The organism is Candidatus Brachybacter algidus (assembly GCF_016707225.1).
Lineage (GTDB): Bacteria > Bacteroidota > Bacteroidia > Chitinophagales > Saprospiraceae > Parvibacillus > Parvibacillus algidus.
The window spans coordinates 569,282-583,400 of sequence record NZ_JADJID010000001.1; the positions used below are offsets into that span (position 1 = coordinate 569,282).

Here is a 14,119-nt window from a genome sequence, read left to right on the forward strand (position 1 = left end):
TGTATTCATCGTACAGGATGGCTATGAATTATTTTTATCGATTGCTGTGTGCAGTCATTATTTATTATTTTCAACTTTATTAAAAAATCTACTAACGGCTTCATAAACTTTCTCCGGTTGATCGATCATTGTCTTGTGACCGGCATTTTCTATAATTTCAACACTTGCATTCCTTGATAATTTTTGATATCTATACATCGTTTCCGGTCTAGCTTCATCAAATTCACCTGCCATGAAAAGTATTGGTTCTGTGATCTTATCTAAATCTACTGACCGATCAAAATCCTTAAGGGTACCGGTAATATTGAACTCCGTTGGTCCCCACATATATTCATAAATTTGATCGTTGAAACCTGGTACATTTTCGCATTCTACGTTTGGATGAATAGGCCAATGCTTTCGGGATAGGTGCCTGGCATAAAAAGAATCAGTTGCAACCAGGTATTCAGGAGCGGTGTAGTTTTTTAAGGCTTCATATTTAGAAATTGTGTCTTGAATACTCATGGGGAGTTGAGAAAGTAAAATTTTGGCATCTGCCATCCAATCAGGACTGCTGATATGTGGACTTGAGAAGATTACAGATTTAACTCCTTTGGGTTGCTTAGTAATCATGTATTCAATTAAAAAAGTACTGCCACAAGAATGACCCATTATGTGAACGTTGTCAAGTTTCAAGGCTTTTCTTAAAAAATCTATTTCGTTTACAAATCTTTCCGTTTTCCAAAGGATCGTGTCAGTAGGCCTATCGGAATTTCCAGAACCAAGTTGGTCATAGAATATTACTGGACGGTTTTCAGCCAGTAATGATAACCCGGGAATCATTGAACAACTCCTTGAGCCAGGTCCTCCATGAAGAATTAATAAAGGAATTCCATCACCTTCTCCCACGATTTTGTACCATATTTTACCACCTTCCACATTTACATAACCTTCACTTTCAATGACTTTTTTACAGGAGGAATTTATCAAAAGGGAACAAAGACACAGTGCAGCAATTACTACTTTCATGATTGATTATTTTAAAATTGTTTGTTTGTCATTTTTTTTATTTTAATCAAATGGCTTTGCCTTGCGACGGTTTTTGGCAATATCCAAAACTTGCGTTAAAGCACTGGTTGTCATATCTTATTTAATTTCAATTTTCTAATTTGAATCTTTAAAAATTTTAGATATGTTTAATTCAAAAATTTTCTGCTCTTTATTTGCAATTCCATAAAAACTGATCAATTCATTTTTAACTTTAAATAACACTCTACTAATATAATTTGTGCCTAATAATGGAATTATATTTATGCCATGGGGATTTTCTAGAATATTAATATCCATCAAGTGTATCTTCGTAGATTCTTCACTATTCTCAGAAAACAATAATACTTCTTTGGTCAAGTTTTGGTCTATCCATTCCACTTTCTTGACTTGAATCGTAAATTAACGGCCTTAATGCACATATGCCATCAAATTTCACAAATCGCTTATCAATACTATTTTTATTATCATAAAGTTTAATTGCAACCACATCACTATTATCCAAAAATGTTACACAATTCGTGGAATCCACTAAAGTTTTAAAATTAAATTGAATTTTCAAAGGGTTACATTCACCATATTCCATTGAATACTCTGCCAGAAAGTCCTTTTCCTTTTTCCTAAAAAAATGTGAAACTGAAACTAGTTCATCAATAAAGTCCAAATTATTTATACTGGTGGGACTTGTATTTTCTTTAGTAAAGGTACTTAAAGACGAAATTAGAATTATTTGGCCTAAATAAGGTTCTTTAGACGTGACCAATATCCCTTGACTTTTAGCAATTGAAGATTCAATTAAAATAACGGGACTTGCGAGATTATTTAAATAATACTGCGCGAAAAGATTGGTTTGAAACAATAAAGAGAAGATAATAAAAGTAATCTTTCTTAAATATATCATTTAAAGTTTGTTATAGTTGATTTTAATATGAGATAACGTTTATGAATGTGTTGTTGGGGGATTTTGAAAAACCAAATTGTCCCATGCAACAAAATGTTGTTTAAAAACGACCTTACAAAGTTAAACTGCACCCTACAAAGTACAAATACATTTCGTGCGCGCAACGTATTGGCAAACTCCTCTGTAAAAGTAACTAAAAGCAGAGATAGTGGGGATGTCTGAGAGGACATTTATTTACGAATGAGTGAACGTCTCCTGTATGAGGAATAACGACCTGAAGCACTAGCAAGAGGCTGGCGTATAGCGCGAAGCCCATACTCGGTACTGCAGTGACCGTTAATCGTTTCAAGTCTCGTGGGTATATCTGCATGCTTGAATACTATCAACAAATTCGGTCAAGTTAATGAAGGTTGTGTATGTCCACGAGGTATAATAGCTTTGATAAACCTATTTTCGAAGGGGATGAGCACAACTCGCTTACGCAGGTTGGTGTGAGCCGAGCAGGCATCAGGATAATCTGGTGAGCCTTCTACTCGATTATAGGGCGCTTTTCTTTTCATCGAGTCATTTGTCGAGTTTTGAAAGTGTCAACTCCTGCGAACCATATTTCCAAATACTATTCCCTAGATCAAACAATTTTTGTTTGTCGGTATCAACCACTTTCGCAAATATATTACAAGCGTCTAACCCTTTTCCTTCACCGTAATAAATACCAAAACAATTTGCTGTCTTTGTCCTGCTTGGTTTTGTTGGTCCGAATACAACTTCTCCAGGTTCTGCAAATACTGAAGCATTCTCTTGAATAATGTCTAGTTTTGGAACATTGTCTATCCAAATTTCTTGTCCAGAAACTCTTGCGTGGTTAAATGTTCTTGAAAATGGTAAAATATTTTGAAAAGCTATAGATGTAACTGGTGCAGTGTCGACATAAAATTCAAATTTTATTTCCTGTCCATCTTGAGTTGTTATTTTAAATCCATTCATATTATTTTCTCTTGTCGTTAATGTTTGTTTCGTCAGCTAAAATGCTCTATATCGTTTTGAAGCTAATCAAAGGAGGGGAATTTTGCCACAAATGTTAATACGGAAAATTGAAAATTCGGTTTGCACAATTGTGTCTGCGAAGCATGAACCCCGCTTTTGAGGTAGCTGCTGTGTGTACCAGCAATGGCAAACTCCTCTGTAAAAGTAGCTAAATTCAGAGAGAGAAAGGATGTTTGAAATGGCATTTATTTACTAGGAAGTGAACGTCACCTGTGTGCGGGGTAAGGACACGAAGCACTAGCAAGTGGCTAGCGCCTACCACGAAGCCCCATACTCTGCAATGCCGTGACCCTTAATCGTTTCAAGTCTCGTGGGTATATCTCCATGCTTGATTACAATCAACAAGATCGGTCAAGTTAATGAAGGTTGTGTATGTCCTCGAAGTATAATAGCTTTGGTAAACTTATTTTCGAATATGATGAGCTTAACTCGCTTAATCATGCTGGTGCGAGCCGCGCAGACATCAGAGTAATCAGTGATGGCGTCTACTCGATTATCGGTAGTAGTTCTTTTATTTCGTCTGGTCGGCGTTTTTCCAATAAATTACTGTCGCAATATATCCTGCGATACAAGTTAGAATTAAAATTAAATAGCTGTATTTGTCTAGCAAGTTTTTGAATGCACCACCAGCTCCGCTATAAAGTCCTGGGATTGACCAAGGAAAATAGGATCCATATCCTATGGCTGCAATAACCTGTGCTAGCACTAAAGTCAACGCAACAAAGCCTAAAGGTGCGAGATAACCCTTGCCTAAAAGAGCAAAGAAAGGAATTGGAACACCAATTAAAATTGTGAGAATTGTAGTAATAAAATAGTCAGTTAGGAGTGGGTAAAGAACATTAATTTTAGTTGACGGCAGTTGCAAAATTATTCCGATGAGCAGTCCAATTATAAGGTTAGAAACCACAAGTGCTAAACACCAAATTATATAAATAATAAATTTTGCGTTCAAGATTCTTGTTCGAGAAGTAGGTAGCGAAAGTAAGTCCTTTACAGTTCCGTCTGAATATTCACGTCCGAAAAGCCAACTTGCTACAAATCCAAAAGCCAAAACACCACTAACCCCGACGGTTTGTGTCAATAAATCTAAATAGGATTTCCAATTAGCTTCCATGTTCATAGCTTTAGCTTTGGCTGCAAGTCCACCTCCTTGGGCAACAGCATCTGGGTCTTGAATAATCATAATAAATGCGCCTCCCATAATTGGAGCTAAAGCAAAAGCAATAAATGTCCACCAAAGCGTATTGGCATATTTCACTTTCATTAATTCAGACTGAAATGCTAGTAGCTGTTGTTTCATTTATACTTTGTTTCTGATAGTTCTTAAAAAATACATTTCTAAATCTTCAGTAAACAAATACAACTGTTTCGGTGGAAGATTTTTTTCAACTAATAACTTTGAAATATTTTCAGGATTTGCAATCGCCTCACTATTGGTAATTTCTATTTCATTATTTTCTGTCAATACTGCTTTATAATTGGAACTTATCAACTGTTGAACAGCTTTTCTATTGTCAACGGTCGTCACTATAATTTTTTTGATTAATTGGTCTGTCAATTCGTTTGTGGTCAATTCTTTTACCAATTTTCCTTCATGAATAATGCCTATACGATTGGCAATTTTAGAGATTTCACCAAGTATATGGCTTGAAAGAAAAACTGTTGAGCCATTATTTGAAAAGTCTTTGAGCAATTCCCTTACTTCTACAATTCCTTCGGGGTCTAAGCCGTTAATTGGCTCGTCAAGTATTAAAAGTTTTGGTTTGTGCATCAGTGCTTTTGCTAAACCTAGCCTTTGTTGATTGCCAAGTGATAAAACATTCGCTTTTTTGTCTTTATAGTTAGTTAGTTTTAATTTTTCTATGATGTCGTCAATTAATTTAAGATTGGTTAGTTGTCGCAGTTTAAAATAAACCTTTAAATTCTCGATTACTGAAAGGTTGGGATAAGAGTAGGGTGTTTCCACCAAGTAACCGATGTCATTCCATTGGTTAAATCGCGGCGTAAGTTGCTTGCCGAATAAACTAATGTTGCCTTTGTCCGGTTTAATCATACCAAGAAGCATACGTATTAAAGTCGTTTTACCAGCACCATTTAGTCCAAGAAATCCATAGATCTCACCTTCTCTAACATGAATAGAAATGTCGTCAGAAGCAGGAGTTGTCCCGAAGAATTTTGATAAAGTATCTGTCTTTATTATGTCCATTTGATATTTTGTGGCAGTCGTTTTACAATTACATCTAATGTTTTTTAGCTTGGCGAAGTGGTGGAAATCGAAGAACTAAACTTTCAGTTTTGCATTCAAGTTCAAATGAAAAATTGAACTTGAATCTAGCACTGAACTCGTTTTTTGCCAAACGCCTGTGTGTGCCACGAATGGCAAACGCCTCTGTAAAAGTAGCTAAAATGAGAGAAAGTAGGGATGTATGTGAGGACATTTGTTAACTGAGGATTGAAAGTCTCCTGTATGCGGGGTAACGACCCGAAGCAATAGCAAGTCCCAAGGGTGTGAGCCGAGAGGTTCGGTCTGAAGTAAGGGGGACTGCCCAGATGAGCGCTAAAGAGGCTGAATCTCATGCGGTTGGGAGTAAATCCAAGTCATGCTTATGCATGGGGTAAGACGAGGAAGGGTGGCTGGCGCATAGCTCAAAGCCCCATACTCGGCACTGCAGTGACCGTAAATCGCCTGAAGTCGCGTGGGTATATCTCCATGCTTGAATATTATCAACAAATTCGGTCAAGTTAATGAAGGCCCTGTATGTCCCCTTCGAAAAATAGATTTGGGAAATCTATTTTTCGAAGAGGAGGAGCGCAGCTCGCGCACGAAGGGTGGCCTGAGAGGCGCAGACATCAGAGAAATCTGGTGAAGCCGTCTATTCTATTCTAAACAGGCCTTTTTTACTGCTTCAAAAATTTCAAAGTTAGAACACCACCTTCTCCTATCACTTTTATGAAGTAAAATCCATTATTGAGCTCCGTACATGTTATAGTTTGGTATTTTAGATTGTTGGAAGAGAAATTAGGATCTAATACTCCTGTTTTTACAACTTGACCGGATAAGTTTATAATTTGATAATTGCTACCTTTATCAAACCCTAATATGAAATTTCCTGTATTTGGATTAGGGTATAATCTTAATTGATTATCCACTAACGGAGTAACGAAAATATTACTGGTCAAATCTTTATATTTTTTGACACTAATTCTACCATTTTGATCCCCATCCCGATAAGCAACATAGGGCACACTTTCAGTATCCACTGCTAGTGATTGGTTATCTGCGATAGTGGTAAAACCTGGTAACCCCATGTATTTCCAATTGATCCCATCATATTTCATAACACTAGTTTTGCCACTATTGCTTTCGTCCCGGAAAGCAACGATAAGGTTGCCATTGGCATCTGATTCGAGGTTACAAGATGCTGTAGCTCCTCCGGCCAGGTTTTCTTTGATTAATTCCCATTCGCCGTTAGTGAATTTGTAGATATTCAATAATTGAACGCCAACTCCAATAGTTAGTGCTGCAAACACGTCTCCATTTGAAGTGACAGCAACATCATGATCATAATAGGTTTGACTACTTGGTTCAACGTAACCTCCTAATTGGTTCCATTGACTACCATCCCAACGAGTTACTTCAGAGTAAGTAATATTCTGACCGTCCGTTCCATAAATCAAAATGGGGTTACCAGATTCATCTAAATTAAACCGATTCCATACGGCATAATTGTCTGAGGCCTCTCCTAGAGACTTCCAATCCGTCCCATCAAATTGATGAATAATTGTAGAAGCAGGAGGAGCAAAATGCACAGTAAACAATGTTCCGTCACTTGCTTCTATTACATCGGTCATTAGAAAAACATCACCTGGAAGTTTACTTCCTAATTGATCCCATTTACTTCCATTCCATTTTGAAATTACCCCTTCAGAGAAAACAATAGGCATTCCATCCAATCCGACAGCCATTGAAACATCAAAAGCACTGGCCGGCAAACCATTTCCCAATTGCATCCAGGTGTCATTTAAGAATTCATAAACGAAAGCCTGATTTTTATCCAGGTCGGCACCAATTACAAAAGGTATTCCTTCAGGGCTGATTTTTATACCAATTGAATAAGCTTTAAAATCATTAAAACCTTCTTTACCAACCTGAATCCAATCCTCTTGTGGTTCACCTATGGTTATTTGAAAGCTTTGTTCTACATCCCATGTTCCATCATTAACATTAAGCGTAACATCGAATGTACCTAGTTGGGTAGGGGTGCCGGTTAATGAAGCAAAACCATCTCCCAAGTCATTCAAAGAAAGTCCCGCAGGTAAACTTGTCAATGCGGAAATCGTCAAATTACCATGCTCGGGGTCATGTGTTACAATTGCATATTGATAATTCAAACCAAGAAACCCTTGCTCTTGTGGTGAAGAGTGGAAGAAAGGTTTCGCATTAGCGTAGCCAGGCAAGTAATCACTTTTACCTGCATTAAGAACAACACCGGAACTAGCATCTACTAATATTCCAGCCACATGAACATATTCCTCATTATATTCATTTGGCAAAGTATAAGTATAGGTATAACTATGGGTCTCACCGCTAATAATAGAGTTGGGCAAGCTGCTTGGGGCACCTAGAAGTCCACCTGGTAAATACCGACCAACATGGTTATACACCATAATAGAGGCAGATACAGGATTGGGTAAATCCTCATAACCTCCCATTGTCCCTGCATTGCCACCTGAGTAAGAATTAGATTGATCGTAAGCCGGGGCTGGTCCAGTTACACCATCTTCTATTACGATAGCAGCCAAGCGATAATCACCATTCAGGTCTGCTTCAAAATTGGCACTTACTGTCATGGTTAATAAACGAGTAGAGGCTTCCCAAGTGGTGGAAACAGAAATTCCAGCAGGGGGTATCAATGCCAATTGCTTTGCCATGTCTTGTGGTAAATCTGTAAAAGGATCCAGATCACTTATAGATGTTCGATCTAGCCATCCATTGGGTATCCCTATAAAAGGCATACTATTAGAATAGTCCTCATCATCCATTGGATCTCCTTGGTGAACAGCAACAAATACAAATTGTCCAGGGTAGTTGGCCTGAAGTTCTTTTCCATACACATCTCCCCTGGGGCACCACTGGCACCAAGTACCTGTTCCTTCTTCAATAAGTACTACTTTTTGAGCTTGAGCGAAACTTGCAACTGAAATAATGGTAGATAAGATAATTGTAATTAGTTTTTTCATGCCTTTTAGATTTAATATTTTGATTAGTTAACTATTATTGATATAAAGTATTCATTTATTCAAATACATTTCAAATATCTAACCAAGGCTTGGATTCTCCCAAAATAGGACACCTATGGTTAAAGCTAAAGGTATAAAATATTATTATCAACATATTTTTTTGACACTTTTTTTCTTTTTAGTTTCCACATTTTTAGTTGAAAACTATGCAGCCGATCTATGCAATTCACAAGGTCGTTTATTATCAATTTTGAAATTGAATTGATGGTAATTCTGCTTGGATTATAGCCGTTTTCCGATTCCATGTAACCAAAACCAAATTAATACCCACTAGAGTAATTTTCTTTGAACGTTTGTTGAGACCGCTGTGTGTGCCACGAATAGCAAACTCCTCTGTAAAAGTAGCACAATTCAGAGAGAGTAGGGACGTCTGAAAGGACATTAATTAACCAGGGAGTGGAAGTCTCCTGTGTACGGGGTAACGACCCGAAGCACTAGCAAGCCCCAAGGGTGTGAGCCGTGAGGTTCGATCTGAAGTAAGGGTGAACGAAGAGAAGTTTCTGAAGGAAACCAAAGACATATTGATGTCTTTGTCGGAGAGAACAGCGAAGCGGTAGCAAAGTCGGGTACTGAGGAACACGAACCTGATAAAAATGGGAGTAGATCCGGCTCATGCGTATGCATGGATTAGGACGAAGGAGGGAGCGCAGCACGCCCACTCAGGGTGGTGTGAGAGGTGTAGACATCAGAGTAATCTGGTGAGGCCGTCTACTTGATTAGGCAAAGTTATTTAACTACTCGTTTTTAAAAATATTTAGATAATAAAGATTAAAGTCATCGGAATTAGCAATTGCAATATCTATCCAGCCGTCAGAATTAATATCTCCTATTGTCACACTATAGGTTCCTGAAGATCTTTCCGTTAAATTGATTTCCTCAAAAGTATTTCCATTTTGGTTTATGAAAACAGTATTTGGTTTATGGTAATTACCAGTAACAATATCCATAAAACCATCTTTATTAAAATCAGCCAATGCAATACTATAGGTGTCTATGTCCTTGCCACCAAATGCGAGAGTGTCTTTGAAGGTGAATTTTGTACTTCCAAAGTATATAATATTGGCAGCATTAATATTCCCCGTAACAATATCCAGAATGCCATCATTGTTCATATCTGCCACTCCAACAGCACGGGTTTCAAAAGTTCCTGTACCAAAATCTAGTTTTTTTTCAAATTCCCGATTGCCATGGTTAATGAAAATTTCATTCGGAACATTATCTCTGTTGGCAAGTACAAGATCAAGCAGGCTATCACCGTTTAAATCACATATGGCAATATCAATTGTAGAGTTTTGCTTGGTTTGTAATTTTACACAATCAAATTTCAGTTTTCCATTGTTATAGCAAATCATATTTTGTCCACCTCTGTTGGTAATAATAAAATCGATGAACCCATTATTGTCCAAGTCCCCCAACGCGATATTCCTGGCATTAGAAACTGCCCCAACTTCTGAGTGAAATGTAAACCTTCCAGAACCATTGTTTAGATAAATTCTATGAGGTGCATTGTCGTTTATTTCAACAATGTCTAAATCTCCGTCGTTATCCAAGTCAACCAATTCTGCTGCATAGCTAGTTGAGCTCAAATCATCTAATGGACGCATTACATTAAAACCCTTACCGGAATTGTAGAAAATATAATTTGTTTCAGACCAATGTCGTCCATTAGCAATTATTGCATCAATCTTTCCATCATTATTAATGTCCCCCAAGCTAATTGATGCACTTCGATGTTTAGTAGTGCCAAAACTGAACATAGGTTCGTTAACGTTCATATCGTTTACCGAATAAAACCCCCGGTTTTGAGCTAATGCTGACATGGGAATTAGAAGAAAAGAGAAATAAATAAGTTTTTTCATATAATTGTGCCTAAAGTTTCGCGCATAAACTCAGTTGCGGAAATGTAATCTGATTCCGCTCGGAGTAAAGCAAATATACTTGAATTTCGTGAACATTATTCTACTCAAAAGCAGCAATTTATTTTATGCGTTGTGTGTGCCACGAATGGCAAACTCCTCCGTAAAAGTAGCTAAATTCAGAGAGAGTAGGGATGTCTGAAAGGACATTTATTAACTATGAAGTGAGAGTCTCCTGTGTGCGGGGTGAGGAACCGAAGTAATAGCAAGTCCCAAGTGTGTGAGCTGTGAGTTTTGAAATGAAGTAAGGGGGATTGCAATGGTTGGTACAGAAGAAGACGAATCTTACACGAATGAGAGTAAATCCGGATCATGCGTATGCATGGAGTAGGAGGCAAAAAGGTTGCTGACGCTCAGAGCAAAGCCCTAGACTCGGTACTTCAGTAGCGTAAATCAATTGATGTCTCGTGAGTATATATCTATACATGAATATTATCAACAAATTCGTTCAGATTAATGAGGGTCATGTATGTCCTTGAGAAATAATAGCATTGGGAATCGTATTATCCTAAGAGGAAGAGCTCAGGTCTCGGACGTTGGGTGGTGTGAGAGGCCTAGGCATTGAATTAATCTAACTAATCATCTGCATCACCCGACTCTCTCACCGAAGATGTATCGTTTAAAGTTTACATTAATTTTATTGATTCAAAAACACACGAATAGTTTTTAGATAAAGTTCAGGTTGCTCCACTGAAATGGAATGTCCCGCATTGGGAATTATTTTCAACTGATGATTTTTAAACAGTTCTAAATACTCATTGGTAAATCCCCACGGTTGATTGTCACATTGACCTTTCATTATTAAAATTGGAATTTTACTGTCTTTTAATTTAGGTCGTGTGTCTTGAATTGAATTGAAACTTTGGGCTGTCATTATTTGCGCATAAAATCCTCCGCCTCCTTCTGCTTTTAATGCTAGCGAGGTATCGCACACTGTCGCTTTGTTCAATTCACCATTAAGATAAGTTTGAAAATCGTCTACCTCTTTATCAGATGCTAATTTCCTGCCGAATTTTTTTGCCCAAAATGTAATTGCTTTAGATCTTAAGCTTTGGCATTTTTCATTTGCCTCTCTATTAGAGTATGATGGCTTTTTCAAATTTAAACTGTCAGGTGGATATGCGTGCAATTGTTCCTCACGCATTGGTTGAATAGAACCTGGTCCAATGAGAATAATTCTTTCAACTTTGTCGGGATTGTTGGCAACGAATAAAGTAGCAAGAATTGCTCCCCATGATTGTCCAATTAAAATTACTTTTTCAGCAGCTATTTTCTTTATTATTTCTTCCAAATCTTTTTTGTGTCTGTCCGCAGTATATTCATTGATGTTTGTTAATCTTTCAGATTGTCCGCTACCAATCTGGTCGTATAAATAAACATCATAGCCGTCTTCTGACAATTGAGACAGGTTTTTAATATTCCTATTGGAAATAAAACCACCTGGTCCTCCATGCAAATAAATAATTGGAAAAGGTTTCTTCGCACTTTTTGAGGGTATGAGCGTATAGCCAATCTTTGAACCCGTAACCAAGTCCCAATATTGCGTGCCTTGTATCGTTTGTGATTGTGGAACATCGTATGTTCTCGGAATGAATGCTACTAGTAGATATATTGTTATGATTAACGGCAAAGCATACTTGATAAATTTGAAAAACTTTTTTTTCATAATAATCTTTGTCAAAATTAATTTCTTACAGTCAATTTAATGTTAGAAGTGTCCTCCGTATGACCCGCAAAGGTTTGGCGCTTGGCGAAGGTAGAGATATTCACCACAAATGGGTCTGTGGAGCACTAAGCCGGCAATTATTTTTGTAGGTACTGAACGGCAAACTTCTTTGTAAAAGTAGCTAAAATCGGAGAGAGAAAGCATGTCTGAGAGGACATTTATTAAGATGGTAGTGAAAGACTTCTGTACATGGGTTAATGACCCGAAGCACTAGTAAGCCCCATACTCGGTGCTTCAGAAAGCGTAAATTACTTGAAGTTTCGCAGTTACATCTCCATGCTTGAATGCTATCAATTAAATCGATCAGGTTTATGAAGGCCTTGTGTGTCCTCGAAACAAAATAGATTGGGGGGATCTATTTTTCGAAGGTGAGGAGCGAAGATCGGGCACTCAGGATGCTGTGAGCCGCGCAGACATGGAAGCAATCCGGTGAGGCCGTCTACTCGATTATCGCTATTATTTCTTTCATTTCGTCTGGTCAGCGTTTTTCCAATAAATTACTGTCGCAATATAGCCTGCGATACAAGTTAGAATTAAAATTAAATAGCTGTATTTGTCTAGCAAGTTTTTAAATGCACCGCCAGCTCCGCTATAAAGTCCTGGGATTGACCAAGGAAAATAGGATCCATATCCTATGGCTGCAATAACCTGTGCTAATACTAAAGTCAACGCAACAAAGCCTAAAGGTGCGAGATAACCCTTGCCTAAAAGAGCAAAGAAAGGAATTGGAACACCAATTAAAATTGTGAGAATTGTAGTAATAAAATAGTCAGTTAGGAGTGGGTAAAGAACATTAATTTTAGTTGATGGCAGTTGCAAAATTGTTCCGATGAGCAGTCCAATTATAAGGTTAGAAACCACAAGTGCTAAACACCAAATTATATAAATAATAAATTTTGCGTTCAAGATTCTTGTTCGAGAAGTAGGTAGCGAAAGTAAGTCCTTTACAGTTCCGTCTGAATATTCACGTCCGAAAAGCCAACTTGCTACAAACCCAAAAGCCAAAACACCACCAACCCCAACGGTTTGTTTCAATAAATCTAAATAGGATTTCCAATTAGCTTCCATGTTCATAGCTTTAGCTTTGGCTGCAAGTCCACCCCCTTGGGTAACAGCATCTGGGTCTTGAATAATCATAATAAATGCGCCTCCCATAATTGGAGCTAAAGCAAAAGCAATAAATGTCCACCAAAGTGTATTGGCATATTTCACTTTCATTAATTCAGACTGAAATGCTAGTACCTGTTGCTTCATTTATACTTTGTTTCTGATAGTTCTTAAAAAATACATTTCTAAATCTTCAGTAAACAAATACACTTGTTTTGGTGGAAGATTATTTTCAACTAACAACTTTGAAATATTTTCAGGATTTGCAATCGCCTCACTATTGGTAACTTCTATTTCATTATTTTCTGTCAATACTGCTTTGTAATTTGAACTTATCAACTGTTGAACAGCTTTCCTATTGTCAACGGTCGTCACTATAATTTTTTTGATTAGTTGGTCTGTCAATTCGTTTGTGGTCAATTCTTTTACCAATTTTCCTTCATGAATAATGCCTATGCGATTGGCAACTTTAGAGATTTCACCAAGTATATGGCTTGAAAGAAAAACTGTTGACCCATTATTTGAAAAGTCTTTGAGCAATTCCCTTACTTCTACAATTCCTTCGGGGTCTAAGCCATTAATTGGTTCATCAAGTATTAAAAGTTTTGGTTTGTGCATCAGTGCTTTTGCCTTTTTTGTCTTTATAGTTAGTTAGTTTTAATTTTTCTATGATGTCGTCAATTAATTTAAGATTGGTTAATTGTCGCAGTTTAAAATAAACCTTTAAATTCTCGATTACTGAAAGGTTGGGATAAGAGTAGGGTGTTTCCACCAAGTACCCGATGTCATTCCATTGGTTAAATTGCGGCGTAAGTTGCTTGCCGAATAAACTAATGTTGCCTTTGTCCGGTTTAATCATACCAAGAAGCATACGTATTAAAGTCGTTTTACCAGCACCATTTAGTCCAAGAAATCCATAGATCTCACCTTCTCTAACATGAATAGAAATGTCGTCAGATGCAGGAGTTGTCCCAAAGAATTTTGATAATGTATCTGTCTTTATTATGTCCATCTGATATATTGTGGCGGTTGTTTTACGATTACATCTAATGCTTTTTAGCTTGACGAAGTGGTGGAAATCGAAGCATTAAACTTTCA

At 37.3% G+C, this 14,119-nt stretch carries 12 protein-coding genes; 1 reads left to right on the forward strand and 11 read right to left on the reverse strand.

What is annotated here, in order from left to right; translation table 11 throughout:
- Positions 1-57 precede the first annotated feature (57 nt).
- The 5 genes from IPI15_RS02280 to IPI15_RS02300 form a co-directional block, all read right to left on the reverse strand.
- Positions 58-1,008, reverse strand: coding sequence for a proline iminopeptidase-family hydrolase (locus IPI15_RS02280; protein WP_287403006.1), 951 nt, complete (start codon positions 1,006-1,008; stop codon positions 58-60).
- Between the two features lie 349 nt (positions 1,009-1,357).
- A complete protein-coding gene (locus IPI15_RS02285; protein WP_287403008.1) occupies positions 1,358-1,927 on the reverse strand; it encodes a hypothetical protein in 570 nt (189 codons plus the stop codon).
- 564 nt (positions 1,928-2,491) lie between these two features.
- The gene (locus IPI15_RS02290; protein ID WP_287403011.1) at positions 2,492-2,911 is read right to left on the reverse strand and encodes a DUF3830 family protein; all 420 of its coding nucleotides are present in this window, start codon (positions 2,909-2,911) and stop codon (positions 2,492-2,494) included.
- Positions 2,912-3,482: 571 nt separating this feature from the next.
- Positions 3,483-4,271 (reverse strand): ABC transporter permease, encoded by a 789-nt coding sequence (locus IPI15_RS02295; RefSeq protein ID WP_287403013.1) that lies wholly within the window; start codon positions 4,269-4,271, stop codon positions 3,483-3,485.
- Entirely contained in the window at positions 4,272-5,177 is a 906-nt protein-coding gene (locus IPI15_RS02300) for an ABC transporter ATP-binding protein (RefSeq protein WP_287403015.1), read from the reverse strand.
- A 369-nt stretch (positions 5,178-5,546) separates the two neighbouring features.
- On the opposite strand from IPI15_RS02300, the gene IPI15_RS02305 reads away from it, so the two are divergent.
- Positions 5,547-5,717: a hypothetical protein gene (locus IPI15_RS02305; protein WP_287403016.1), complete on the forward strand. Its 171-nt coding sequence runs from the start codon at positions 5,547-5,549 to the stop codon at positions 5,715-5,717.
- Between the two features lie 152 nt (positions 5,718-5,869).
- On the opposite strand, the gene IPI15_RS02310 is transcribed toward IPI15_RS02305, so the two are convergent.
- The 6 genes from IPI15_RS02310 to IPI15_RS20110 form a co-directional block, all read right to left on the reverse strand.
- Complete coding sequence (locus tag IPI15_RS02310) at positions 5,870-8,212, reverse strand: T9SS type A sorting domain-containing protein (protein WP_287403017.1); 2,343 nt, start codon at positions 8,210-8,212, stop codon at positions 5,870-5,872.
- Positions 8,213-9,006: 794 nt separating this feature from the next.
- Positions 9,007-10,047, reverse strand: a complete 1,041-nt coding sequence (locus IPI15_RS02315; RefSeq protein WP_287403019.1) for an FG-GAP repeat domain-containing protein — start codon at positions 10,045-10,047, stop codon at positions 9,007-9,009.
- A 778-nt stretch (positions 10,048-10,825) separates the two neighbouring features.
- A complete protein-coding gene (locus IPI15_RS02320) occupies positions 10,826-11,854 on the reverse strand; it encodes an alpha/beta hydrolase (RefSeq protein WP_287403021.1) in 1,029 nt (342 codons plus the stop codon).
- A gap of 525 nt (positions 11,855-12,379) precedes the next feature.
- Positions 12,380-13,168, reverse strand: coding sequence for an ABC transporter permease (locus IPI15_RS02325; RefSeq protein ID WP_287403023.1), 789 nt, complete (start codon positions 13,166-13,168; stop codon positions 12,380-12,382).
- Positions 13,169-13,639 carry an AAA family ATPase gene (locus IPI15_RS20105; protein WP_287419067.1) on the reverse strand — a complete coding sequence of 157 codons (471 nt, stop codon included), beginning with the start codon at positions 13,637-13,639 and terminating at the stop codon, positions 13,169-13,171.
- The gene (locus tag IPI15_RS20110) at positions 13,611-14,033 is read right to left on the reverse strand and encodes an ATP-binding cassette domain-containing protein (RefSeq protein WP_287419068.1); all 423 of its coding nucleotides are present in this window, start codon (positions 14,031-14,033) and stop codon (positions 13,611-13,613) included. Before IPI15_RS20110 ends, IPI15_RS20105 begins: the two co-directional genes overlap by 29 nt.
- Positions 14,034-14,119: the final 86 nt, after the last annotated feature.